The organism is Streptomyces sp. NPDC093568 (assembly GCF_044764945.1).
Taxonomy (GTDB): Bacteria; Actinomycetota; Actinomycetes; order Streptomycetales; family Streptomycetaceae; genus Streptomyces.
The window spans coordinates 101177-126095 of record NZ_JBIWJD010000009.1 but is presented as its reverse complement, the minus strand read 5'-3'; the positions used below and the strand labels follow the sequence as shown (position 1 = coordinate 126095).

At 72.6% G+C, this 24919-nt stretch carries 23 protein-coding genes; 18 read left to right on the top strand and 5 right to left on the bottom strand.

Annotated elements, in window-relative coordinates; genetic code table 11:
- Positions 1 to 582: hypothetical protein (locus tag ACIRD7_RS31895; RefSeq protein ID WP_403459035.1), on the bottom strand; the 582-nt coding region annotated here is incomplete at its 3' end.
- Between the two features lie 158 nt (positions 583 to 740).
- Here ACIRD7_RS31895 and hmgA point away from each other — a divergent pair.
- The 12 genes from hmgA to ACIRD7_RS31835 all read left to right on the top strand — a co-directional run bounded on the left by hmgA (position 741) and on the right by ACIRD7_RS31835 (position 13384).
- Complete coding sequence (gene hmgA, locus ACIRD7_RS31890; protein ID WP_403459034.1) at positions 741 to 2102, top strand: homogentisate 1,2-dioxygenase; 1362 nt, start codon at positions 741 to 743, stop codon at positions 2100 to 2102.
- A gap of 27 nt (positions 2103 to 2129) precedes the next feature.
- Positions 2130 to 2879 carry a GntR family transcriptional regulator gene (locus tag ACIRD7_RS31885; protein WP_403459033.1) on the top strand — a complete coding sequence of 250 codons (750 nt, stop codon included), beginning with the start codon at positions 2130 to 2132 and terminating at the stop codon, positions 2877 to 2879.
- A gap of 26 nt (positions 2880 to 2905) precedes the next feature.
- Complete coding sequence (locus ACIRD7_RS31880) at positions 2906 to 4048, top strand: type ISP restriction/modification enzyme (protein WP_403459032.1); 1143 nt, start codon at positions 2906 to 2908, stop codon at positions 4046 to 4048.
- Positions 4049 to 4249: 201 nt separating this feature from the next.
- Positions 4250 to 4828, top strand: a complete 579-nt coding sequence (locus ACIRD7_RS31875) for a hypothetical protein (RefSeq protein ID WP_403459031.1) — start codon at positions 4250 to 4252, stop codon at positions 4826 to 4828.
- Positions 4821 to 5696 (top strand): hypothetical protein, encoded by an 876-nt coding sequence (locus ACIRD7_RS31870; protein ID WP_403459030.1) that lies wholly within the window; start codon positions 4821 to 4823, stop codon positions 5694 to 5696. The genes ACIRD7_RS31875 and ACIRD7_RS31870 overlap by 8 nt, the downstream gene beginning before the upstream one ends.
- A 72-nt stretch (positions 5697 to 5768) precedes the next feature.
- The gene (locus ACIRD7_RS31865) at positions 5769 to 5963 is read left to right on the top strand and encodes a hypothetical protein (protein WP_403459029.1); all 195 of its coding nucleotides are present in this window, start codon (positions 5769 to 5771) and stop codon (positions 5961 to 5963) included.
- Positions 5960 to 6724: a BTAD domain-containing putative transcriptional regulator gene (locus ACIRD7_RS31860; RefSeq protein WP_403459028.1), complete on the top strand. Its 765-nt coding sequence runs from the start codon at positions 5960 to 5962 to the stop codon at positions 6722 to 6724. The genes ACIRD7_RS31865 and ACIRD7_RS31860 overlap by 4 nt, the downstream gene beginning before the upstream one ends.
- 64 nt (positions 6725 to 6788) lie before the next feature.
- On the top strand, positions 6789 to 7841 hold the full coding sequence (locus tag ACIRD7_RS31855; protein WP_403459027.1) for a hypothetical protein: 1053 nt from the start codon (positions 6789 to 6791) through the stop codon (positions 7839 to 7841).
- Positions 7838 to 8233, top strand: a complete 396-nt coding sequence (locus ACIRD7_RS31850; RefSeq protein WP_403459026.1) for a hypothetical protein — start codon at positions 7838 to 7840, stop codon at positions 8231 to 8233. Before ACIRD7_RS31855 ends, ACIRD7_RS31850 begins: the two co-directional genes overlap by 4 nt.
- Positions 8230 to 8934, top strand: a complete 705-nt coding sequence (locus ACIRD7_RS31845; protein WP_403459025.1) for a hypothetical protein — start codon at positions 8230 to 8232, stop codon at positions 8932 to 8934. Before ACIRD7_RS31850 ends, ACIRD7_RS31845 begins: the two co-directional genes overlap by 4 nt.
- A gap of 34 nt (positions 8935 to 8968) precedes the next feature.
- The gene (locus ACIRD7_RS31840; protein ID WP_403459024.1) at positions 8969 to 9820 is read left to right on the top strand and encodes a PASTA domain-containing protein; all 852 of its coding nucleotides are present in this window, start codon (positions 8969 to 8971) and stop codon (positions 9818 to 9820) included.
- A 6-nt stretch (positions 9821 to 9826) separates the two neighbouring features.
- Complete coding sequence (locus tag ACIRD7_RS31835; protein WP_403459023.1) at positions 9827 to 13384, top strand: S8 family serine peptidase; 3558 nt, start codon at positions 9827 to 9829, stop codon at positions 13382 to 13384.
- A gap of 10 nt (positions 13385 to 13394) precedes the next feature.
- On the opposite strand, the gene ACIRD7_RS31830 is transcribed toward ACIRD7_RS31835, so the two are convergent.
- A complete protein-coding gene (locus ACIRD7_RS31830) occupies positions 13395 to 14111 on the bottom strand; it encodes a TetR/AcrR family transcriptional regulator C-terminal domain-containing protein (RefSeq protein WP_403459022.1) in 717 nt (238 codons plus the stop codon).
- Between the two features lie 63 nt (positions 14112 to 14174).
- On the opposite strand from ACIRD7_RS31830, the gene ACIRD7_RS31825 reads away from it, so the two are divergent.
- Positions 14175 to 15113 (top strand): ATP-binding cassette domain-containing protein, encoded by a 939-nt coding sequence (locus ACIRD7_RS31825; RefSeq protein WP_403459021.1) that lies wholly within the window; start codon positions 14175 to 14177, stop codon positions 15111 to 15113.
- Entirely contained in the window at positions 15110 to 15892 is a 783-nt protein-coding gene (locus tag ACIRD7_RS31820; protein ID WP_403459020.1) for an ABC transporter permease, read from the top strand. Before ACIRD7_RS31825 ends, ACIRD7_RS31820 begins: the two co-directional genes overlap by 4 nt.
- A gap of 164 nt (positions 15893 to 16056) precedes the next feature.
- Here the strand turns inward: ACIRD7_RS31820 and ACIRD7_RS31815 are convergent, their stop codons facing one another.
- From ACIRD7_RS31815 to ACIRD7_RS31805, 3 genes are all read right to left on the bottom strand, one after another.
- On the bottom strand, positions 16057 to 16326 hold the full coding sequence (locus tag ACIRD7_RS31815) for a hypothetical protein (RefSeq protein ID WP_403459019.1): 270 nt from the start codon (positions 16324 to 16326) through the stop codon (positions 16057 to 16059).
- Positions 16327 to 16452: 126 nt separating this feature from the next.
- Positions 16453 to 17271 (bottom strand): anti-sigma factor domain-containing protein, encoded by an 819-nt coding sequence (locus tag ACIRD7_RS31810; RefSeq protein WP_403459018.1) that lies wholly within the window; start codon positions 17269 to 17271, stop codon positions 16453 to 16455.
- Complete coding sequence (locus tag ACIRD7_RS31805) at positions 17268 to 17810, bottom strand: sigma-70 family RNA polymerase sigma factor (RefSeq protein ID WP_403459017.1); 543 nt, start codon at positions 17808 to 17810, stop codon at positions 17268 to 17270. Before ACIRD7_RS31805 ends, ACIRD7_RS31810 begins: the two co-directional genes overlap by 4 nt.
- 209 nt (positions 17811 to 18019) lie before the next feature.
- Between ACIRD7_RS31805 and ACIRD7_RS31800 the strand changes: the two genes are divergently transcribed.
- From ACIRD7_RS31800 to ACIRD7_RS31785, 4 genes are all read left to right on the top strand, one after another.
- A complete protein-coding gene (locus tag ACIRD7_RS31800) occupies positions 18020 to 19555 on the top strand; it encodes a DUF4331 domain-containing protein (protein WP_403459016.1) in 1536 nt (511 codons plus the stop codon).
- Between the two features lie 350 nt (positions 19556 to 19905).
- Positions 19906 to 21495, top strand: coding sequence for a tetratricopeptide repeat protein (locus ACIRD7_RS31795; RefSeq protein WP_403459015.1), 1590 nt, complete (start codon positions 19906 to 19908; stop codon positions 21493 to 21495).
- The gene (locus ACIRD7_RS31790; protein WP_403459014.1) at positions 21492 to 23231 is read left to right on the top strand and encodes a nickel transporter; all 1740 of its coding nucleotides are present in this window, start codon (positions 21492 to 21494) and stop codon (positions 23229 to 23231) included. The genes ACIRD7_RS31795 and ACIRD7_RS31790 overlap by 4 nt, the downstream gene beginning before the upstream one ends.
- Before the next feature lie 63 nt (positions 23232 to 23294).
- Entirely contained in the window at positions 23295 to 24911 is a 1617-nt protein-coding gene (locus ACIRD7_RS31785) for a serine/threonine-protein kinase (protein ID WP_403459013.1), read from the top strand.
- The last annotated feature ends 8 nt before the right edge of the window (positions 24912 to 24919 follow it).

The window sequence follows — 24919 nt, the reverse complement described above, 5'->3', positions numbered from 1 at the left end:
ACTCCCGCCGGCGCGGGCCCCCGCAGCACCCAGCACCCCAGCCGACCCCCTCGCCGTCGAGGCCGCCGCCGTCTCCACCCCCGACGCCGTGACATCGGCAGTGCTCTCGACCGCCTTGCCGTCCACGGCCCACACCGTGCCGTCGTCGGCGTACAGGCGGGCGGTGACGTGGTGCGTGCCGCGTGGGACGAGGTCGGCCGGGAGGCGGTACATCGGGGCGCGGAGTCTGGTGACCAGGCGGCCGTCGACGAAGAGGTACGCGAGCCCGTGTCCGGCCACCGCCCGAGCCTTCGTGCCGGGCGGCGAGAAGCGGAAGCCGCGCACCGTCAGCCGTACGTCCCAGCCGCCCCCGTCGGCGGCGTCCGGGTCCGGCTGCACCTCGACGGCGACCTCGGGGGCCTCGTCCTTGGACACCTCGCGGTAGTGCCGCCCGCCGGCGTCGGTGTCCTCGAGAACCTTGCCCACGGGAGACACACCGCCCGCGTCCTGATCCCGGGCACCACTGGAGTCGCAGCCCGCGGTTCCGGTCAGCAGCAGGACCCATACCGCGAGCGCGGCGAGAGAGGTCCGCGTCCATGACATGCCCGGAGACTAGAACACCGGTCCGACAGACGAATCCCTCTTAAGTCGGGTTGGCGTCGGGTTCCGGTCGTACTCGAGGACTGCTTCCGCGGATCTCTTGCGCCGGCGAAACCGCAATCCTACGGTGGAGCATAGGAATCAGATCCAAGGGAGCGATCATGAGCGATGGGGGCACCTCCCACGCGAGCGTGTTCGAGCACGGGCAAGCGCGGAAGACCGCGGAGGGGCTGGTCTACCTCAGCGGATTCGGCAACGAGCACAGCTCGGAGGCGGTGCCGGGCGCCCTGCCCGAGGGCCGCAACTCACCGCAGCGCGCCCCGCTGGGCCTGTACGCCGAGCAGCTGAGCGGTTCGGCGTTCACCGAACCGAGGGCGCACAACCGCCGCTCGTGGCTGTATCGCATTCGCCCCTCGGCCGCCCACCCGGCGTTCACGCGCACGGACAACGGCGCGATCCGCACGGCGCCCTTCACCGAGTCGGTGCCGGACCCCAACCGCCTGCGCTGGAACCCGCTGCCCGAGCCGGCCCCCGGAACCGACTTCCTGGCGGGCCTGTGGACGCTGGGCGGCAACGGCGACGCGACCCAGCGCACCGGCATGGCCGTGCACCTGTACCACGCCAACTCCTCAATGGACCGCGTCTTCAGCGACTCCGACGGCGAGCTGCTGATCGTGCCGGAGCTCGGCGGGCTGCTGCTGCGCACGGAGTTCGGGCTGCTGCATGCGGAGCCGGGACATGTGGCGTTGGTTCCCCGTGGGGTGCGCTTCCGTGTGGAGCTACTGGACGAGTCCGCCCGCGGTTATGTGTGCGAGAACTATGGGGCGCCCTTCCACCTCCCCGACCTCGGCCCGATCGGCGCCAACGGCCTCGCGAACGCCCGGGACTTCATGGCCCCGGTGGCGGCGTACGAGGAGACCGAGGGACCTGTGGAGGTGGTGAACAAGTTCTGCGGAAACCTCTGGACCGCCACGTACGACCACTCCCCGCTCGACGTGGTGGCCTGGCACGGCAACCATGTGCCGTACGTCTACGATCTGCGCCGTTTCAATGTGATCGGCAGCATCTCCTACGACCACCCCGACCCGTCGATCTTCACGGTGCTGACCTCCCCGTCGGACACCCCGGGCCTCGCGGGCGTCGACTTCGTCGTGTTCGCGCCGCGCTGGCTGGTGGGCGAGGACACGTTCCGGCCGCCGTACTTCCACCGGAACGTGATGAGCGAGTACATGGGTCTCATCGAAGGCGCGTACGACGCCAAGACGGCCGGAAAGGGGGGCTTCGTGCCGGGCGGCGGCTCGCTGCACAACATGATGTCCGCGCACGGCCCGGACCGGGAGACGTTCGACCGCGCGAGCGCGGCGGAGCTCAAGCCGCAGAAGGTCGACGACGGTCTGGCCTTCATGTTCGAGACCCGCTGGCCGGTGACGCTGACGCCGCAAGCGGCCGGCGCCGACCATCTGCAACGGCGCTATGACGACGTATGGCAGGGCCTGGAGCGTCACTTCCGCCCCTTGCAGTAGAGATCCCCTACCGGTACGGATGGCCACGTGACCTCCTTCGCCCCGGACTCGATCGTCCTGAACCGCAAGCTGCCGCTCTGGTACCAGGTGTCGCAGTCGCTGCGCGCCTCGATACTGGGCCGCCGTCCGCAGGACTCGCTGCGGCTGCCCACCGAGGAGCAGTTGGCCGAGCACTACGGCGTGAGCGTGCTGACCATGCGCCAGGCGTTGAAGGAGCTGGAGGACGAGGGCCTGATCACGCGCCACCGCAGACGCGGCACGTTCATCGAGCCGGACGCCCGCCGGGGCGCCCCCGTGCGACTGCTCGGCTCGGTGGACGCGATCGTGGCCCAGCAGTCCGGCATGGTGACGGAACTGCTGGGCCACGGCCGGGAGCCGGTGCCGGCCGAACTCGCGGAGTACTTCCCGGACATCGACGAGGTGGCCACGTACCACCGGCTGCGCGGCGACGAGAAGACGGGCGAGCCGACGAACCACGCCCGCAACTACGTCCGTCCCGAACTTGCCGCGCGCATCGACCTGGACGACCTGGTCCGCTGGCCGATGACGAAGGTGCTGAGGGATGTCGTCGGGGCGGACATCAGCCGCATCACGGACACCGTGGAGGCGCGGCTCGCGGACCCGGAGACGGCGAAACTGCTCCAAATCCCCTTGCTGAGCCCGATCCTGCACTACACGGGCGTGACCTACGACGCGGCGGGACGCGTGCTGGACGCGGCGGTCATCCACTACCGGGGCGACCGCTTCTCCTTCACGGTGACGCTCGACGCCACCTGACCCGCGTGTCGCACCCAGGCCGTACGATGCCCAGCGTGACGCACGACGACGCTCCGCCGCTGGCGGACCTCATGCCGTGGTCCGTCGCACCGCCGCGGCTCGGCCGGGGGTGGCCGACGGGCCCCGACGCGGCGTCCCTGAAGGCCCGCTGGGACGCCTTCGTGAAGGCCGAGGGCCCGGACCGGGAGGCCCTGCTGGAGCCGACGCGCTCGCGCACCCTGCATTCGGCGGTCGGTCAGCTGCCCGGCCAGAGCACCGGCACCGAGAAACTGCTCCGGGCCACGGGCCCCTGCCCGGAGCCGGTACGCGTCCTGCGCGCGCCCTTCGACGAGCAGTGGCTGATCCCCGACCACCGCCTGATCGACGCGGCCCGCCCTGAGCTGTGGCGGGTGGCGGACGAGCACCAGGTCTTCGTCGTGCAGGCCCCGGACTCCCCCCTGCTGGCGACCTCCCTGCTGCCCCTGGTCCGCCCGGGCCGCGTCCGCCCGCTCTTCCGCCGCCCGGACGGCACGGAACCCAACCTGGCGCCGGGCCTCCTGGAGCACCTCGGGGACCGGCTCGGCGTACCGGTCGAGCCGCTGGACCTGCTCGCCTGGACCGTGGCGGCCGTCCGCCCGGACCTGACCGTCCCTCTCACCGCCGACCCCGGACTGTGGGCACGCGGCGTGGAGTCGGGTCACCGCGCCCTTTGGCTGATGCGACGCGACGGCGACCGCCCGAAGCTCCCCGGCGGCCGCCGCCCGTACGTCCGCGCGCCGCTCCCCTCCCGCCCGCTGACGCTGGAGTACGACCGCGACGAGGAGGCCCTGCTGCTGGACGGGGGCCGCATCTCACCGGTCCCGCCGGAGGCGTGGGACTACGAGGTGGCCGGCGTGAAGGTCCTGGAGCAGTGGTTCACCGCCCGTGTCACGGAGCCCGAGCCGGGCACCCTGGCGGCGATCCGCCCGGCGACCTGGCCGCAGGCATGGACGTCGGAGCTGCTGGAACTGATCACGGTCCTGGCCCTGATGGCGGAACTCCAGCCACTCGACGGGGAGTTGACGGCCCCCATCACCGCGACCGACCTTCGAGGGGCCGGCGTCCTGCCGGTCCTGGAGCAGGCCCGTCGCCCGGCGTCGGTTCTGGACCACCACGAAGAGGGCCCCGAGGGGCAGTTCGCACTGCTCTGAGCTCTCGTCGGCGTGCCGGTGCACGCGCCCCCGAAACGGTGTGCCGCCGTCCGCCATTGTCGACGGCCGACTGCCCGCCTACGGTGTCCGGCCACCGCTGACAGGGGGGAACACACCGTCATGCACACGCCCGGATTTGCCGTGCCCCACCCACCGAGGGATCCCGAACTTCGACAGTTCGCGGCCGTCGTGGAGCCACCGTTGCGCGAGCTGCCCGCCCCCGCACCCGACCCCGGCCCGGCGGAAACCGTCCGCAGCCTGGCGGTCGAGGTGCCCGACGGAGCCGAACTCACCTGGAGGATCGCACCGTTGGCGCTCGCGGACGACCGGGTCCGCCGCGTCCTCGAGGGCAAGCGCCACGCCGTACTGGGCGCGACCACCCTGCTGGACGACAAACGCCGCGGGGCCGCCCGCACGCTCCTCTTCCTGTACGACTACAGCGACAACCATGCGTACGAGGTGAGCCTGAGCGGTCCGATCGAGACACTCAAGGTCGCGGAGGTACGACGGCTGGAGGGACAACCGCCGCTGTCCGACGAAGAGATCGAGCACGCCCTGCGCATCGCGCGCGCCGATGTCCGGGTGGCCGGACAACTACGTGACGGCGACATCGGGTTCGTCCTGCTGACGAGCGACGTCGAGCCCGGCGACCGCCATTACGGCAGGCGGCGGGCGTACGTCGGGTTCGGGCCCGCCGACGAGCGGCTGCCCCGGGTCCGGGCGATTGTCGACCTCGGTGACGAGAGCGTGGTCGAGACACGGGAGGGTGGTCATGAGTGAGGCGGGGCATGTCGCGTGGCCCTCGACGACGGGGCCTGTCTGGGAGTTCGATTGGCGGCTCACCGACTATCCGGACCAGGAAGGCATCGTGATCCGCGCGGCCCGCTACCGGGGCCACCAAGTGTTCTACAAGGCCAGTCTGCCGTCCCTACGGGTGCAGTACGACGGCCCCTGCGGCCCCTACAAGGATCCGCTGAACTACAACAATGCCAAGCCGACGGGCCGTTGCCCGGGCTCACGGGTTTGTGTGTACTCGTACACGAGCAACGGAGTGCGCGGCCTGGCGGTGGAGTCGTACCACACCATCGGCGCCTACCGGCTGACCCACCGCTGGGTGTTCTGGGAGCACGGGTGGGTCATGCCCCGGCTGTACAGCGCCGGACTCCAGTGCCCCTACGATCACCGGCACCACGCCTACTGGCGCTTCGACTTCGACATCGACGGCGCCGGGCGTGACGTGGCGCTGGAGTTCAACACCTATACGCCGGACCAGGGCTGGGGGGCGGGGTGGCACACCAAGCGGTGGGAGACCACGCGGCGGAAGAACCCGTCCTCCCGGCGGAGCTGGGCGATCCTCGACGTCGACAGTGGGCGCGGCTTCCACGTTCTACCCGGCCCCGGCGACGGCACCGCCGACGCGTTCTCCGCCTCGGACCTGTGGGTGCTGCGCTATCGCGGGGCGGAGGACCTGTACGGACGGCAGGGCTCGGCGGCCGCCGACGAGCTCGGGGCGTATCTGACCGCAGAGCCCACGGACGGCCAGGACCTGGTCCTGTGGTACGCCGGGCATCTCGCGCACGAGGCGCACGACGGCGAGGGCGACTGGCACTCCGTCGGGCCGAACCTGGCTCCGTTCGGCGCCTGGTGACCACACGCCGCCGGCCTCCCCGAGACGGGCCGGTGACCCCGCGGCGACGCCCACGACGACACGCTCCGTCTCATGGACATGCCGCAACGGGCGCGGATCCTCGTCCTTCGGGCGATGGTGCACGGCACCACGGTGGCGATACGCGCCGTCTATGTGAGCGACAACGGCGAGGCCTCCGTCGTCTGGCCGACGACGGAGGCCGCACGGGAGGGCATCGAGACATGGCTGCGCGAAGTCGGCCGGCCGACGAGGGAGAACTCCGGTTGAGCCGCCTGCCGCAGGGTTCGGCGGCGACCGGCGCCCCCGCCCGTTACGGCGTGGCACTGCTGGGTGACGTGGGGATTCTGCGGGACGGCCGACCGGTGGCGTCGGCGCCGGGGGCCGAGCGGCTCGTGGCGTATCTGGGCTGCCGGGGTGCCGCCCCGCGCGAGACGATCGGTGAGGAGTTGTGGCCCGGCCTGCCGGACGGGCGGGGGCGCGCCAATCTGCGCTCCGCGCTGTGGCGCCTGCAACGCGGCTGCCCCGGCCTGGTGGTCGGGTACGGCCCGCAGCGGCTCACGCTGGACGACAGCGTCGTGCTGGATCTGGCGCGGGCCACGGCTGTCGCCCGTGCCCTGATCGACCCGGCGGCCCGGCCCGTGGAACTGCCCGTACCCGCCCCGCCCGACGAGGCCCTCCTTCTCCTGGACGTCCTGCCCGACTGGTACGACGACTGGGCCGTCGTCGAGCGGGAGCGCTACCGCCAGTTGCGACTGCACGCGCTGGAGCGGCTCGCTCTCGCCCACCTCGCGCGGGCCCGGCATGCCCAGGCGATCGAGATCGCCGGCCAAGCCGTGTGCGCGGAGCCGCTGCGCGAGAGCGGCTACCGCATCCTGGTCCGCGCGCACCAGGACGAGGGCAACCATGTCGAGGCACGGCGGGTCTACGAGCGCTGCCGGGACCTCATGGAGGCCGAGTTGGGGCTGGCGCCGACAGCCGAGATGGAGCGGCTGGCCGCGGTCTCGCTGGGGCGTGCGACGGTGCCGTGACGCTGCGGCGACAGCACGTCGCGATTCTGGAGCCCGGTGCCGCCCCAGGAATCGGGAGCCTGCGATGGATGACGTGCCGACGCGCTATCCGGCCGTACGCAACGTACTCGCTTCGCCGTACGCCGAGTTGTCCGACGAAGCGCTCGAATCGGTCACGCCCCGGCTGTTCGGGGGCCTCACAGCGCCCGACGCGGAGAACTGGCTCTCCGCCATCGGCAGCGGTCTCGGCGCGTTCGCCTCGCAGGCGGCCCAGGCGGTGTCAAGCCCTCAAGGGCAACGCATCCTCTCGGCCGCCGGAGGAGGCGCGGCGGCGGGTTCCGCCGCGGGGCCGTGGGGCGCGCTGATCGGAGCCGGGCTCGGTGCCGCCACCGCGGCGCTTGCTCCGCAGCCCACGGCGCCACGTCCGGCCGCCGCGCCCGCCCGCGGGCGGGGGCCCGCCCCGGCTACGGCGTCTTCCGCGGCCGGAACCGCGGCGGTCACCTGGAGCCCGCAACCGGCGGCCCCGCCCGCCCACGGGACCCCGGCGCCGGCACCGCAGCTCCACCCGGCGTCGGAGCCACCGCCCCTGCCCGCCTACCACCCCGGCCCCGCGTCCGCGGGCGGCGCCGGCAACGCGCTGCTCTCCGTCCTGGCGCGCCCCGAGACACAGCACGCCCTGATCCAGTTGGCGTTGGGTGCGGCGGGCAAGGAGAAGGTCAGCACCGGCGGATTCGCCGTACCGGCCGCCGCGTTCGCGAATCTGCTGGGCGGCCTCGCGACGCAGGCAAGCGCTGAGTTCGCCGAGTCGCACCCCGAGGCGGCGGAGGCGGATGACACCTACGTCGCGTTCCAGCCGAGTGCCGATCCGGCCAACCCCCTGGACCGCGCCGCCTCCCTGAACGCCCTGCTCTCTTCGCTGCCCCCGCTGTCGGCCCCCGGATCGACGCAGGAGCCGGTCGTCGCGGCCGACCCCGTGGGCAGTGCCTCGGACGTGCCGCCGAAGCCGTCCGAGCCCCGTCGCGAACGGCCGCGCCGCCGGGTCCGCCGGTCCGCGGACCGCGTCGTCTATTCCGACGCCGAGACGGCGGAGCTGGAGGCGGCGGCCTGGTACGAGTACCTGCGGACGGTCTCATCATGACCGTGCCCGAGGTGCCCTCGCTGCCGTCCGTCGACGAACTGCTCGCCACCGCCCGCCAGAACGACCCCGAACTGGCGGCGATCGTGGAGTTGTTGATGCGCCGTCAGGACGAGGCCGGCCCCGCGCGGGAGCCGGACCCCTATGCCGACCCGTACGCCTCGGCGCCGACGACGCGCGAGACGGCCGCTCGCGACGAGGAACTCGCGCTGCTGCGCCGACGCAACGACACACTCGCCGCCGGTACCGGTGCCTGCCATCTGTGCTGGGGCGACGACCTGCTCTGCCCGCTCTGCGCGGGGCGTGGCAGTCCCGGCTGGCAGACGCCCGACCCCTGGGCCCACCAGCGCTACATCGCACCCATCCGCCCTGCCGAGGAGGGCAGTGAGTCATGACCTTCGCCCCGGAGTACCTGAATGGATCCGCGCTTGCGGAGAGCGACGAGGCCTACGGAGACGAAGCCTACGAAGAGGCTTACGGAGACGAAGCTTATGGAGACGAGGCGTACGGCGACGAGGCGTACGAGGAGCGGTCGCGGCAACGGAACCGGCCTGTCCAACGGCCCGTGCGAACCGCCCCGGTCCGGCCGTCCACGTTCACCCCGCCCGCGCCGGCCCCGACCGCGGCCGGCGCGCAGGGCGGCACCGTGACCCCGGCGCTCCTGGAGACCCGGCTCGCCACGCTCCGCGCCGAGTTGGACAACAGGATCCGTGCTACGTCGCGTGCCGTGTCCCAGGTGGACGGCAAGGTCCGCTCGGTCGACGCGAGCCAGGGCAGGCTGAGCCGCCGGGTCGGCAGGGACCTACGGCAGGTGCGTCAGCAGAACGCGCAGACCCGCGACTCGATCATGCTGCTTCAGCTGCTGAACCGACCGTCGACCCGCACGATCACCGAGAACACCTCGGGTCTGCTCGCGAAGGACAAGGTCGTCCTGGACTCCGACGGCTTCTCCTCCATCCTGCCGCTGCTGCTGCTCAGTGGCCTCGGCGGCAGCTCTGGGACGGAGGGCGGTGGGCAGGGCGCCTCCGGCGGTCTGTTCGGCGGTGACTCCGGCGGCATGGGTCTGATCGCCCTGCTCCTGCTGGCACAGCGCTGACGGCGACCGACGAAGAGCAGAGGAGGGCAGCACGGTGGTGTACGCACAGAATCTCGTCCTGGGGCTGGTGCTGGGGCAGCGGGCAGGGCTCAGCACGAAGGACAGTCTTCAGCCCGCGATCGTCGCCGGCGTGGTCCCCAACCCGTTGCTCGGCATCGTGGTCGCCGATCAACTGATCAAGCGTCAGCTGGCGGCCGGCCGGGACCAGGAGGACGTGCCTGCGGCGACGGGCACGAACACGGTGGTCGTGCCCGATCTGCTGTCGCTGTCACCGAGCCGGGCTCGTGAGGAGCTGGCGCAGGCGGGACTGACGGCCGCGGCGCAGGATCGTCTGGTCGTCGAGGACAAGGTGCCGCGCGGCCAGGTCGCCGCGCAGAGCCCGGTGGCGAAGACAGTGGTCGCCCGGGGTTCGGAGGTGCTGTTGTTCGTCTCGCGGGGGAAGTCTGTGCCCAAGGTGGTGGGGCTGCACCGCGGCGAGGCGGTCGAGACTCTGATCGAGGCCGGGTTCGGCGCGGAAATCGTCGAGGTGCCGGGCGACAAGGACGACCGGGACCGGGTGCGGACACAGGACCCGGAGCCGGGCGGCTTCCCCGAGACGGGGCGGACCGTGCGGCTCGAGGTCAGCATGGGCATCCCCGCGATCGTGCCGGACGTGCGCCTGATGACGCGCAGGGAGGCCGGGCGCAACCTGGCCAAGTCCCTTCTGGAGCCCGTCTACGAGGACCGTGACTGCACCGAAACGGATGTCGTCGTTGCCCAGGACCCCAAGGCAGGTGAGGTAGTCGCGCAGAAGAGCGCGGTACTGCTGCGGCTGAGGACCAGGGGGACGCCGGAGCACGACACGGACAAACGCAGCAGGCGCTCCGCGCCGGGCGCGGCGTCCTGACGGGCCATGGATCCCGGCCTGGCCGAGCTCCTCGCCCGCTCGGCGCCCGAGAAGGAACTGGGTCTGATCGTCCGGTTCCGCGACGCGGCGACGCCCGCGCCGCCGGGTCTGCGTGTGGTGACGCGGACCGGGACCGTCGCCACGGTCCGGGCGCGCGCGGCCGATGTCGCCACGCTGCGGGACGCCGCGGCGGTGGTCAGCGTGAAGGCACCGCTGCTGCACGGCGCCGATGTGGAGGAGGCCGCTGACGCGCCGTCGGCAGCGCCAGCGGACGAGGCACGTCGGCCCGACGGTGTGCGGTGGACCGGCGCGGGGACGGTCGTCGGAGTGATCGACTGGGGCCTGGACTTCGCGCATCCCGACTTCCGGCGCGAGGACGGCGGCAGCCGCGTCCTCGCCCTGTGGGACCAGCGTCCCGGATCCCAGCCCGGAAGTCCCGCCCCGTACGGCTACGGACGCGTCTACCCGCGCGAGGAGATCGACCGGGCACTGGCCACCTCTGACTCGTACGACGTGCTCGGATACCACCCGGCCGACGCCGACCCCGGTATCGGCGCGCACGGCACGCACACAGCGTCGATCGCCGTCGGCGGTGCGGGTGCGGGCGGGCCTGCCGGCATGGCTCCCGGTGCGGATCTGGTGTTCGTGCACCTGTCGACGTGGGGCGACCTGGGCCCGGTCGACATCGGTGACTCGGTGGCGCTGGTCGAGGCGCTGGATTTCGTCGCACGGGTCGCCGGCGGACGTCCGCTGGTCGTCAACTGCAGCCTCGGTCAGCAGCGCGGGCCGCACGACGGGCGCACCCTCGTGGAGATCGCCTTCGACGAGTTCGCCCGCTCCGACCCCTCGCCCCGCCTGTGCGTGCACAGCGCCGGGAACTACTTCGCCCGCCGGGCGCACCACAGTGGCCGCCTCGTCCAGGGGCGGGACCGGCTGGTGCAGTTCCGGGTGCCGCATCCACCGCATCATGCCGCGCTGGACCTCTGGTACGGCGGTGCCGACCGGCTCGCCGTCACCCTGCTCGCACCCGACGGTCTGGAACTCCCCTTGCCCGTGGGGCAGACGACGCTGCGGGACGGACTCGGCTTCGCCGCGCACCGACTCGACGACCCCAACAACGGCCGCAATCAGCTGACGCTGCGCCTTGCAAGCACCGTTCCGGCCGGGACGTGGGCGCTGCGCCTGACCGGTATCGACATTGCGGACGGTCGTTACCACGCCTGGCTGGAGCGTCCACTGCGCGGGGGGCTCCCCCTCGTATTCACTGATCCCGACCCGGCCACCACCACCGGCACCGTCTGCCACGAGCGCAGCGGACTGACGGTGGGTGCCCTCGCTCCGGACGGCTCCCTGGCCCCCTTCAGCAGTAGCGGGCCCACGGTCGACGGTCGCACGAAACCCGACCTCTCGGCCCCGGGTGTCGCCCTCCTCGCTGCCCGTTCGACCCCGCGCGGGGCACCACCAGGCAGCGGTGGGCTGACCCGGATGAGCGGCACCAGCATGGCGGCTCCCCAGGTCACGGGGGCCGTCGCGCTCCTGTACGAGGCAGGGGTGCGGGACGTCGAGACCGTTCGGCGGCTGCTGACCACGACGGCCGCCCCGCCGACCGGGGCTCCCGATCAGTACCGGGCCGGCGCCGGCCGGCTGTGCACCGCTGCCGCGCTGGCCGCGGGGGTGCCCGTGCCCGAGTACTTCCCTTCCCTGTCCCTGGAGGCCGACGTGTCCGTCACCGAGTCGATCGAGGAGACACCGGACGAGATGGTGCCGAAGGGTGCCTTCGCCTTCGAACCCGAGGACGACACGGCCTGGCCGAGGTCCGAGTCAGCCCTGGCAGAGGCCCAGGCCGTGGGGCCTGCGGACGAGGGAGCCGGGGCGGAGGCCGGAGCCTCGCTGCCGGAGGCGGGGCCATGGGGGCCGGAAGCCGGGGCCGCGGCATCGGCCGGGTTCGCGGTCGAGTACGGCTCCGAGGCCGAGACGGTGCTGGACGAGCGGGAGTTCGTGGGCGAGGCGGAGACGATGTCCGTCGGACTAGTCTTCGCCGACACCGAGTCCGTGGGGCGGCTCGTGGCGGACGAGAGTCTCGGGGTGGCCGAGGGAGTGCACGTTGTCGTGGACGGCCGGGGCGGGCAGCCGTACCGCGCGCTCTACGACACGGTCATGGGAGCGGCCAGGGCGCCGGCGGCGTACACGGTGCTGGCGGTGCCGGGCCGCCCCGTCGGCGCGCCGCCGTCGCCCGGGGATCTCCTGGTGCGCCGCAGCGAAAGCGGCGCGGTCCACGTCTTCGTCGTCACCGCGGACGGGGTGCTGGGCCGCGACCGCCTCGACGGTCTGCCGGCGGAGCGCGGCGGGCCGGGCGGCTATGTGCGAGTGGTGGACACCGCCGGGGCACGCCCAGCGCCACCCGGTGGACTGGCTCGACTGCTGACCGGCCCGGAGGGCCTGACCGCGCCGATGACGGTGCTGTTGCGGCCTGTGGCACCCGGTGCGGAAGGTATCGCCGAGGACACCGGCCGGTGCGCGCCGGACGCCTACCGGTACGACGGGACGGATGTGTTCGTGCCGGGGACGACCCCGTGCGCGACTGAAGTGCCGCCGGGCATGGTGCGGTTCGTCAACGAGTGGCTGCTGCCCACGTTCGGCAGGCGCCGGCACGGAATCGTGGCGTGCCGGCCCATCACGGGCGGCGCGAGGAAGAGCCTGCACGCCGAGGGACGCGCCGTCGACTACTACCTGGACGCCTCCGAGCCGGCGGACTTGGCTGTCGCGACGGCGATCATCGACCGGCTGCTCGCACCCGACGCGGCCGGCGTCCCCGACGCACTGCTGCGGCGGCTCGGCGTACAGGAGATCATCTGGAACCGGCGGATCTGGAGCACGGTCAGGGACCGGGGCAAGCCGATGACCCGTGAGTACAAAGGTGCCAACCCGCACACGGACCATATCCACATCGGCCTGCATCGCCCCGGCGCACGCGGCGAGACCTCGTACTGGCGTGGCTGCGACCGCCCCGGCGCGACAGGCACCGTCGTTGCCCCGAAGGTCGTCCCCGCCCCTGCGTCAGCCCCCTCCGTCGCGTCCCGGCCCGCCCCCGGTACCGCGGGCCGCAGCCCGGAGGGCACCAACTACGTGGTGTACGCGGGCGAGATACGCACCGGTGGCACGATCGCCTGGCGCAACAACAACCCCGGCAACATCGTTGCGGGCGCCTTCACCCGGTCCCACGGCGCCATCGGGGCGAACGGGCGCTTCGCGGTCTTCCCTGACGAGGAGACCGGCGCGGCCGCCGTCGCCGCGCTACTACGCACCCCCGCCTACAACTCGTCGTCGATCGCGCAGGCCATCGCCCGCTACGCGCCCTCTTTCGAGAACGACACGCCCCACTACATCGCCATGGTGGCCAGGTGGACCGGTCTCGACCCGTCGCGGGCGGTGTCGACGCTCGACGACAAGGAACTCGACGCGGTCGTCGGCGCGATCCGGCGGATGGAGGGGTGGCGGCCCGGAACGGTCCACACGTGCGCGTCGGGCACGCGGTGGGCTGGGGAACTGCTGGCCTGCCCCTGAGTGTCGGGCCTCATCGCAGGTCGGGGTCGAAAGCATCCAGCACCCGCTCCAACGCCCGCCGGAACACCCCCTCCAGATCGATCGGCCCACTGTCCGCCATGAAGGCGGCGGCAAGGCGCGGATACTTGCCGGTGGCGACCTGACTGCCGAGATACGCGATGCGCACCGCGTTCTCCTCCTCCTCGGACCACGGCATGGACCTGGTCCGCTCGGCGGTGGCGATCTCGTTCGCGGTGTACGTCGTCACGACGCCGTTGAGCAGCGCGACCAGCTCCATCTTCACGCTGTACGGGACGTCGAGCGGTTCGAGACAGGCCAGGCAGTGCTCCAGGTAGCGCAGGGTGTTGGGGCTGAAGCCGTAGACGCCCGACATCAGCCGCGGCACCCAGGTGTGGCGGTGCATGATGGCGCGGGTCTCCTGCGCGTTGCGGATCATGTCGGCACGCCAGTCGCCCGAAGGCTCCAGCATCTCGTGCTCGGCGCCCACCGCGTCGATCATCAGCTCGTGCAGGTCCTCCTTGCGGGGGACGTAGTTGTACAGCGACATCGTCCCGCAGCCCAGCTCGGCCGCCACATGCCGCATGGACACGGCGTCCAGCCCGCCGGCGTCGGCGATGCGCACCGCCGCGGCCGCGATGTCCGCACGGGTGAACGCGGGCCTGGGACCGCGCCCGGTCCTTTCGGGACGCGCCCAGATCACTTCGGGTACGGCAGCTCGGCCCGCCATGGATCATCACCTCGGCCACCATCCTAGTTACGTACACCGTACGTAGTGCGCTATGGTCGTGACATGACTTCTACGTACGCTGTACTTAGTGAAGGTCTGGAGAAGCGGTTCGGTGAGGTGCGTGCCGTGCGCGGCCTGGATCTGGCCGTGGCACAGGGGACCGTCTGCGGACTTCTGGGACCCAACGGGGCGGGCAAGACGACGGCGATCAGGCTGCTCACCACGCTGCTGCGCCCGGACGCCGGATCGGCCCGCGTCGCGGGTCACGACCTGCTGCGGGACCCCGCGGCCGTCCGGCGCAGCATCGGCGTCACCGGCCAGTACGCCTCGGTCGACGGCGAACTCACCGGCCGCCAGAACCTCCGGCTGTTCGCGCGGCTGCACCGGGTGGGCAGGCCGGACGAGCGGGCCGGCGAGCTGCTGGACCGCTTCGGGCTGACCGAGGCGGCCGACCGGCCGGCGGCCACGTACTCGGGCGGGATGCGCCGCCGCCTGGACCTCGCGGCGAGCCTGGTGCGCCGCCCCGACGTGCTGTTCCTGGACGAGCCCACGACGGGCCTCGACCCCGCGAGCCGCAACCGCATCTGGGAGGCGGTACGGGAGCTGACCGATGACGGCACGACCGTGCTGCTGACCACGCAGTATCTGGAGGAGGCCGACCGACTCGCCGACGACATCGCCCTGGTGGAGCGGGGCCGGGTCGCGCACACGGGGTCGCCGGCCCAGTTCAAGGCGTCGATCGGCGCACATGTCGAGGTCGTCGTCGCCGATCCGGACGTCATGGTGAAGGCGGCGGCGGTGCTGGACCAACTGACGGGTGCCGAACCGTCGTTCGACCACGACCGGCGCGCCGTCGGCGCGGTCGCCCGGGACGCCACGCTCACCCTCCCCCGCCTGGTGCGCGAACTCGACGCGGCGGGCGTGCCGTTGCTCGACGCGAGCCTGAAACCCCCGACGCTCGACGACGTGTTCCTGCGACTCACCGAGGAGCGTGCGGCATGAGCACTCTCACCTTCGAAAGCGGCGCGATGCTGGGCCGCCAGATGCGACGGGTCCGCAACAACCCGGGGCTGCTGATCCTGACCCAGACCATGCCGATCACCATGCTGCTGTTCTTCGGCTACGTCTTCGGCAGCGCGCTGGCGATGCCGGGCGCGCAGTACCGGTCCTTCCTGGTGCCGGGGCTGCTGGTGGCGACCGCGGCGAACGGGATCATGACCGGCATGTTCCAGGCCGCGCAGGACACGCACCGCGGCGTGATGGACCGCTTCCGGACGCTGCCGATGAGCCGGGCCGCCGTGCCGCTCGGGCAGGCGGGCGCGGACCTGGTCGTGACGGCCGCGGGGACCGTGCCGTTCCTGCTGGTGGGACTCGCGGTGGGCTGGCGGATCGAGGGGTCCGCGCTCGAAGCGCTGGGCGCCGTGGGGCTGTTGCTGTTGTTCCGGTTCGCGACGACGTGGGTCGGGATCTTCCTCGGGCTGCTCACCCGGAACGAGGAGGCCGCCGGTCAGCTGGGCGGGGCGACCTTCATCCTGCCGCTGCTGTCCAACGCGTACATTCCGACCGACGGCCTGCCGGGATGGCTGCGCACGATCGCCGAGTGGAATCCGATCAGCGCGGTCACCATGGCCCTGCGGGATCTGTTCGGCAACGGGTCCGTGCCGGACGGTTCCGCCTGGCCGGTCGCGCATCCCGTCGCCGGGTCACTGGTGTGGTGCGCGGTGCTGATCGCGGTGTTCATGCCGCTCGCGGTACGCCGGTACGCGCGCGGGGAGCGCTGAGGGACTGACGGGTGGATGACGGCGGGGATGTGCCCGCGCCCGGGTGACACTCCGGGGCGCCGCTGCGTGCCGTGGGGATGGCGGCGGCGACAGCGCTGTACGGCGCCGGACGTGTGGTGTGCCGGGCGCGGGCCAGGAAGTAGCTCGAGGAACGCCGGTGCGAGTCAGCGCCCGCCGAACAGGGACCGGCGGAGCCGACGCAGCGGGGCGAAGAGCGAGACGCGGCGGACTCGCGCACCCCGGTCGCTGCGCTCGTGCGTCTTGTCACGAGTGGTCAGCTCACGCATCAGCGAGGTCGCCTCGGCCGCCTCCCGCTGCGGCACGGCAGGGCCGGCCAGCACCGAGAGATGGCGGTCGAGACGCGAACTGGTCGCGCTGCTCCCGCAGGTGATCGCAGGGACCCTGGCCCTGCTGCGCACTGTTATCTGATCCATGTCACTCCCCACCCGTACGAGTCCACCCGGCCCGGGCAGGTTAACCCTATCGCCCCGGCGAGGCACTCGTGTATCGCGGTCACAGGATTCACCTTCCCCGTAAGGGTGTTGACGACTCGTCGCCGGTTACTCTCCGAATCCAACCGATTTCAGGGCGAGTTGGACAACGGGCTGGCTGGTGGGCTGTGGTGATCCTCCGTCGGGCTCGACGGTCACAGCCAGTGACGTCGCCGACTTGTCGAGTCCGGCCGCGACCAAGGGCGTGTCGCCGTCGAAAAGCCCGAGGGAGCGCGGTTGCACATCAGGGCGCATGAGCCAGAGCTGGTGCACCCGGCCGCCGGGCAGCTCACCGTATCCGCTCAGAGTGACGACCGCACGCCCCTCGGATGCGGACGCGACGACTCCGATCGTCCGGCCCTCGGCGTCCTCTCCGGTGCTCGCGCGGGCGTCGGGGGCGGCCAGAACGTTAGCGATCTCACTCGCCTGCGCCCGCTGGGCGTTCAGCTGATCCTGTGTCTTGTTCGCCTGGACGGCGAAGAGCGAGGCGACGACGAGCGCCGCCGCGGCCGTGGCCGTGGCGAACGGCACCAGCAAGGGGCGCGGCCGGGGCGCACGGGTGCGCGGCGGCGGCTGGTTGCCCCACACATGGGGCGGCAACTGGGTCGCCCGCGCGCGTGCCTGCTCCCGCCCGGCGGGCTCCTGCGGAGTCGTCCGTACGGCGGCCAGCACCCGCTCGCGCAGGGCGGCGGGCGGCGCGGCGGCCGTGGACCAGGCGAGGCGGGCGGCGTCCTCGGCCAGCGCGCGCACCTCGGCCGTGCAGAGGTCGCAGGTGCGCAGATGCTTCTCGAAACGGCGCCGCTCGCCGGGCTCCAGCGCGTCGAGGGCGTAGGGCGCGGCGAGGGAGTGCAGGTCCTCGCGGCGCAGCAGGCGGTCGACGAAGCTCACGCGACACCTCCCAGGCACTTGCGCAGCTGGGTGAGTCCGTCGCGCATCCGGGTCTTGACCGTGCCCAGCGGCAGCGAGAGCCGCTCGGCCACTTCACGGTACGTGTAGCCCTCGTAATAGGCGAGGGTGACGGACTGGCGCTGGAGGGCGGTGAGGCGTTCGAGGCAGCGGCGCACCCACTCGCGTTCGAGTCCGGCCTCGACCTCCTCGGCGACGTGGTCGAAGGCCGGGTGGTTCGCCCGGAGCGCCTCGCGCTGCTCGCGCTCGCCCGCCGCGCGGGCGCTGCGCACCCGGTCCACGGCGCGGCGGTGGGCGAGGGTGAGGACCCACGACAGGGCGCTGCCCCGGCCCGGGTCGAACTTCGCCGCGGACCGCCACAGTTCGAGCAGCACCTCCTGCGCCACCTCCTCCGACTGCGCGGCGTCGCGCACCACGCGCCGCACCAGCCCGAACACCGGGCCGGAGACCAGCCCGTACAGCTCCTCGAACGCCTTCTGATCACCGCCAGCCACGAGCACCAGCAGCTCGTCCGCCTCCAACTCGCCTCCCCCTCCCGCCAGACCGCATCTCGGCCGCCCTGTCCCACGAGGTATTCGCAACGAACACACCTCCGGATGGGGTTACGGATCAGCGAGTCGAAAACGCGGGTCGAGCAGCGGAGAAAATTGTTTTCGAGATCGACCAATCCGGCCCGCCCCCGGCTCCGAATCCCGGTGCGTCAGGCAAGTTGACACTGAGGACGGACGGCATGACACCTATTTCCAGGAGCGGTGCGGGACGCAAGGGCCTCGCGACCCTCGTATGTGGTGCGCTGGCCGCCGGGGGGCTCGCAGCCGCCGGCGTCGCCGCGCTGGAACCGGGGGCGGCCTCCGCCTCCAGCCACCGGGAGGCCCCGCTCATCTCGGGCACCCCGCAGTACGACAACACGGACGTGTACGCGTTCGTCAGCCCGGACAAGCCGGACACGACGACGATCGTCGCCAACTGGATCCCGTTCGAGGAGCCGGCCGGCGGGCCGAACTTCTTCACGTTCGCCGAGGACGCCCAGTACGACATCCACATCGACAACAACGGTGACGCACAGGGCGAGTTGCTCTACCGCTTCACCTTCGACACGCACGTCAAGAACAAGAAGACGTTCCTGTACAACACCGGCCCGGTCGAGAGCCTGGACGACCCGGACCTCAACATCACGCAGACCTACGACATCGAGCTGCTGAAGCTGAAGGACCAGCACCTGGTGTCGAAGACGAAGATCGCCAACGATGTGCCGGTGGCGCCGTCGAACGTCGGCAAGGCGTCCATGCCGGACTACGCCAAGCTGCGCGACCAGGCCATCCACGAGGTCCACGGCGGCACGACCACGTTCGCCGGCCAGGCCGACGACCCCTTCTTCCTCGACCTGCGGGTCTTCGACCTGCTCTACGGCGGGAACCTCTCCGAGGTCGGCAACGACACGCTCAAGGGCTACAACGTCAACTCGGTCGCCCTCCAGGTCCCCACGCACATGATCGCCGAGTCGGCGGACCAGCCGATCGTCGGCATCTGGTCGACGACCCAGCGGCAGAACGCCAAGGGAGAGTACGAGCAGGTCTCGCGGCTCGGTAGCCCGCTGGTCAACGAGGTCGTCAACCCGATCAAGGACAAGGACAAGTTCAACGCGTCCTCGCCGTGGGACGACGCGAAGTTCCTGAAGAACGTCACCAACCCCGAGCTGCCCAAGCTCATCGAGGCGATCTACAAGATCCCGGCGCCGGCCGAGCCGCGCAACGACCTCGTCGACGTCTTCCTCAAGGGCGTCAAGGGCCTCAACCAGCCGCCGCACGTCACCCCGTCGGAGATGCTGCGCCTGAACACCTCGATCAAGCCGACGGCGGAGCCCAAGCGGCTCGGCGTCCTCGACGGCGACAACGCGGGCTTCCCGAACGGCCGTCGCCTCACCGACGACGTGATCGACGCCTCCCTCCAGGTGGTCGAGGGCGAGCTGCTCGGCGCCAAGAACGACCTCGGTGACGCGGTCGACAAGAACGACAAGGAGTTCGAGAAGGCCTTCCCGTACGTCGCCCTGCCGACCGAGGGTTCGCGCGGCCCGCTCGCCAAGGGCACCAGCGGCGACGCCGACGTCCGCAGCCAGATCGGCGACGCCCTCCAGCCGGCCGGCGCCTCCGGCAGCACCGACAACATGGCCCTGATCGCCGGGTCGGCCGGTGCCGGCGCGCTGGGCATCCTGCTGATCGGCGGGGCGCTGATGTGGTGGCGCCGCATGCGGGACCGGGCGTACTAGCCCGTCCCACGGGCCGGGGGTTCCACCCGGCCCGCCCCAGCTGGCGCGGCCCGCGAAGTACTCATCCCCCACGGCGCGGGCCGCGCCGCAGCACGTGACAACGACCGTTGCCGGAAACCCGATCGAGGAGAGGGCATGGCCCCGCGTACGAACGACAGCGCACCGGAGAACGAGGAGCGCAGGACGGCCACCGGTGCGGATGCCGCTGCCGCGGGGGCCGGGGACCGCGCTGCCGCGGTGCGGCGGGTGCGGGCCGTGAAGCGACGGGAACCCGATCTCACAGCGCCGGTTCAGGCAGTCCCAGCCCGTCCGGCGACTGAGCACGAGGCTCCTTCAGGGCCGAAGCGGGGGTGGGGGGGGGGGGGGGGGGGGGGGGGGGGGGGGCCGCGGGGGGCGGCGCCCCCCGCCCCGCGCCCCCGCGCGCCCGCCCCCCCCCCCCCCGCCCCCCCCCCCCCCCCCCCCCGCCCCCCCCCCGCCCCCCCCCCCCCCCCCCCCCCCCCCCCCCCCCCCCCCCCCCCCCCCCCCCCCCCCCCCCCCCCCCCCCCCCCCCCCCCACCCCCGAGACCGACGCGGCGCAACGCCTCGCCACCCTGCGCCGCGTAGCCGCCGCAGGCCGCCGCGGCCGGGCCCTCCACCTCGCCGGCTGCGCCGCCCTGCTGGCCATCGCCCTCACCGCGGGCTCCATAGCGCTCGGCGCCGCCCGCGACACCACGGGCCAGAGTGTCGTCCCCGCCTCGGCCGCGGTGGCCCCGGGCCTGCTGGCCACCGGCGACCTGGAGACCGGCATCGCCTCCCTCCAGGCCCATCTCCACGACCAGCCGAGGGACTTCGGCGGCTGGGCGACCCTCGGCCTCGCCTACGTCGAACAGGCCCGCACCAAGGGCGACCCCTCCCGCTATCCCCAGGCCGAACAGGCCTTCCGGCGCTCCCTCGCCCTGCGCTCCGACAACGACCAGGCCCTCGCCGGCCGGGCCGCCCTCGCCGCCGCCCGGCACGACTTCGAGGACGCCCTGAAGTACGCCGACCAGGCCCTGCGCATCAACCCCTACAGCGAACGCGCCCTGTGCACCCGCGTCGACGCCCTCGTCGAACTCGGCCGCTACGCCGACGCCGCCAAGGCCGCCGACACCGCCGACGACCGCCGACCAGGCATCCCGGTCTTCACCCGGTACGCGTACGTGCGCGAACTGCGCGGCGACGTCCGCACGGCCGAGCGCGTCCTGGAACAGGCGCTCTCCTCCGCCGTGGCCCCCGGCGACATCGCCTACGTCGCCACCCAGCTCGGCCAGCTCGCCTGGAACCAGGGCGACTACGACGCCGCTCTCACCCACTACGCCCGTGCCCTCGCCGCCGACGACAGCTACGTCCCCGCCCTCGAAGGCCGCGCCCGCGCGCAGGCCGCGAGCGGCGACCGGGACGGCGCGCTCAAGGGCCTGGAGGACGTCGTCTCCCGCTATCCCCTGCCCGGCCCGCTCGTCGAACTGGGCGAGCTGTACGAGGCGGCCGGCGACAAGGTCAAGGCCGACGACCAGTACGCCCTCGTCGACGCCTGGACGGCCCTCGCCCGCGCCAACGGCGTCAACGCCGACCTCGACACCGCCCTCGCGGCCGCCGACCACGGCGACACGGCGTCCGCCCTGCGCGCGGCCCGCGCCGAGTGGGAGCGCCGCCGCACCGTGCACACCGCGGACGCCCTCGCCTGGGCCCTGCACGTCAACGGCAAGGACGAGGAAGCCCTGCCCTACGCCCGCAAGGCCACGGCCACCGGCTACCGCAGCGCCGCGTTCCTCTACCACCGCGGCGTCATCGAGCGCGCCACCGGCCACGCCGAGGACGCCCGCGAGCACCTGCGGGCCGCGCTGAAGCTGAACCCCGGCTTCTCACCGCTGGGCGCCGGTAAAGCCCGTACGGCACTGAAGGACCTGGAGGCGGCCAAGTGACCCCTCGTCGGCTGTTCGCCTCCGGCGCCGCCGTCCTGACTGCGGCCTGCGCGCTCGCGCTGTTCCCCTCCCCTCCCGCGAGCGCGCACCCCCTCGGAAATTTCACCGTCAACCGCTACGACGGCCTGGTCGCCGCCCCCGGTGAACTGCGCGTCCACCATGTCGAGGACCTCGCCGAGATCCCGGCGACCCAGGCCGAGCCGGACATCGAGAAGGCCGGCATGACCGAGTGGGCCCGGCAGCGCTGCGCGGACGCCGCGCGAGGCAGCGAGGTCACCGTGGACGGCCGTACGGTCGAACTGTCGCTGAAGAGCAGCCACGCGCGCGTGCGGCCCGGTCAGGCGGGGCTCGACACGCTCCGGGTGGAGTGCCGGATGACGGCGCCGCTGCCCGAGGGCTCCACCGTGGACCTGGGCTTCCGTGGCGCGGGCGCGGAGTCCGGGCCCGGCTGGCGGGAGATCACGGCACGGGGCGACCGTATGACGCTCGCCGCCTCGGACGTGCCGAAGGAGTCGATCTCCGGTGAACTGACCGAATACCCCGGCGAGTTGCTCTCCTCCCCCGCCGACACCAGGTCGGCGTCCCTCCGGGTGCGCCCCGGCGGGCCGGCCCTGGCCGAGTCCGAGCGGGACGCCCCGGCCTCCTCGGTCCTCCCCCGCGGGGCCGACCGATGGACCCGCGCGCTGGACGACCTGGTCTCCCGTCACGACCTCACCCTCGGCTTCGCCGCGCTCGCCCTGGTCATCGCGATCTTCCTGGGCGCGATGCACGCGCTCGCCCCGGGCCACGGCAAGACCATCATGGCCGCGGTCGCGACGGCACGCGGCGGCCGGGCACGGATGAAGGACGTCATGCCGCTGGCCGCCTCGGTGACGGTCACCCACACCCTGGGCGTGGTCGCCCTCGGCCTCCTGGTCACGGCCGGCTCCGCGGCGGCCCCGTCGGTGATCACCTGGCTGGGCATCGCGAGCGGCGCCCTGGTGATCGCGGCGGGCGTGACGCTCGTACGCCGGGCCTGGCACATCCGCGGCCACGGACACGGCCACGGTCCCGCGCACGACCACGACCACGACCATCCACACGGCCACGGCCACGACCACGACCATCCACACGGCCACTCACACGATCACGACGACCACGCAGACCCCCACCCCCACGAGCACCCGCACGAGACCGACCACGCCCGCGAACGCCAACCGGTCCTGGTCGCCGCGCACACCCACACCGCGACGGAAGCCCCCGCACCGGCGCCCACCCACGTCCACGCACACACACCACCCGCGGACCACCACGACCACTCCCACGACCACCCTCACCCCCACCCCCACACGCACAAGCGCGGCCTGCTCACGCACACTCATGGCGGCTTCACCCACAGTCACCCGACCGCGCCCACCCTCCGCGGCACGATCCTCCTCGGCTTCGCCGGCGGGCTCGTGCCCAGCCCGTCCGCGGTCGTCGTCCTCGTCGGCGCGGCGGCGCTCGGAAAGGCGTGGTTCGGGCTGCTGCTCGTCGTCGCGTACGGCGTCGGGCTCGCCCTGACCCTGACCGCGGCCGGGTTCGCGGTCGTCAAGCTGGGTACCGGGGTCACGCGGGTACTGGACAGGCGCCCCCGCTGGACCGCGCACCCGGTCACGACCTTCCTGCGCAGGACGGCCCCGCTGGCATCCGCGCTCCTGGTCGTGCTGCTCGGGGCCGGATTGGTGTTCCAGGGGGCGGCATCAGTACTCGGCTGAGCTACTTTTGGGAAGAAATCGCACGGAGTGGAGTTTTCGCACGGATGCGAATGGGGGACGCCCGTGTCCGAAGAACACGGCAGTGAACGGGTGATCGCGGGCCGCTACCGCCTCCTGTCCCCGCTCGGCGAGGGCGGCATGGGCACCGTGTGGCGGGCCCGGGACGAGGTGCTGCACCGCGAGGTTGCCGTCAAGGAGGTGCGTGCGCCGCACGGGCTGCCTGCCTCGGAGGTCGAGCGGATGTACGCCCGCCTGGAGCGCGAGGCGTGGGCGGCGGCGCGGGTCGCCAACCGCAACGTCGTCACGGTGTACGACGTGGCCACCCAGGACGGCCGGCCGTGGATCGTGATGGAACTGGTCCGCGGTATCTCGCTGGCCGAGCTGCTGGACGCCGAGGGGCCGCTGAGCCCGCAGCGCGCCGCGCACATCGGCGCCGAGGTGCTGTCCGCGCTGCGGGCCGCGCACGAGGCCGGGGTGCTGCACCGGGACGTGAAGCCGGCCAACGTGCTGCTGTCGAACGACGGCCGGGTCGTGCTGACCGACTTCGGTATCGCGATGGTCGAGGGCAGCTCCGCGCTGACGATGACCGGCGAGGTCATCGGCTCCCCCGAGTTCCTCGCCCCGGAGCGTGCCCTGGGCCGCACACCGGGCCCGGAGTCCGACCTGTGGTCCCTCGGCGTACTGCTGTACGCGGCCGTGGAGGGCAACTCCCCCTTCCGCCAGAACACGCCGCTGAGCACGCTGCGCGCGATCGTCGACGACGAGCTGCCCCCGGCGCACCGGGCCGGTCCGCTCGCGCCGGTCATCGAGGGGCTGCTGCGCAAGGACCCGGCCGAGCGGCTGCCGGCCGACCGGGCGGAGCAGGACCTGCGGATCGTCGGCGCGGGAGGCACACCGCGTGCCGACACCGCGCGGTCGACCCCGTACAGCCCGACCGTCGCGGCCTTCCCGGCGCCTTCGCAGACCGCGCCGACCGGCCCGGTCCCGCCTCCCGGGCCGACCCGTCCCGTGACGCCCGCGTCGGGCGCGGACCCCGTCCGCCCCGAGCGCAACCGCCGCGCCGCCCTCACCCTGATCGCGGGCATCGCGATCCTCGCGCTGGCAGTGGCGGGGCTGACGTACGCCCTCCTGAACCGCGGCGACGGCGGTGACGGCGGCAAAGCGGGGGGCGACACCACCACCAGCCAGGAGGGCGGCGGGGCCAAACCGACCGAGACCGAGGACGAGAAGACCTCGGGTGCCACCGAGAGCCCCGAACCGACGAAGAGCGACACGAGCGCTCCGGCGCCGCAGTCCGTGCGGGTGACGCTGACGGGCTCGAACCTGGAGTACGCCGGGTCCTGCCCGCCGCCCAGCGGTGAGGCGCCCGCGTTCACGGCGACGTTCACGGTGGGGAAACTGCCGGCGGAGGTCACCTATCGCTGGGTGTCCGAGAACGGCGACGTCATGGACCAGGGCTGGAAGACGCTGTCGTTCCCGGAGGGCGGGGAGCGGACCAAGCAGGACCGGGCGTTCGTGACGACGTACGACGACAGCGGGACCTTCGAGAACGCGATCAGTGTCGAGGTGCGCGACCCGGTGAGGACGAAGTCCGAGTCGGTGCCGTTCTCGGTGACCTGTGAGACGGAGACCCCGACGGGCGGGGTCTCGCAGACGCCTACCGAGTCGCCCGGCGCCTGACGTCGCCT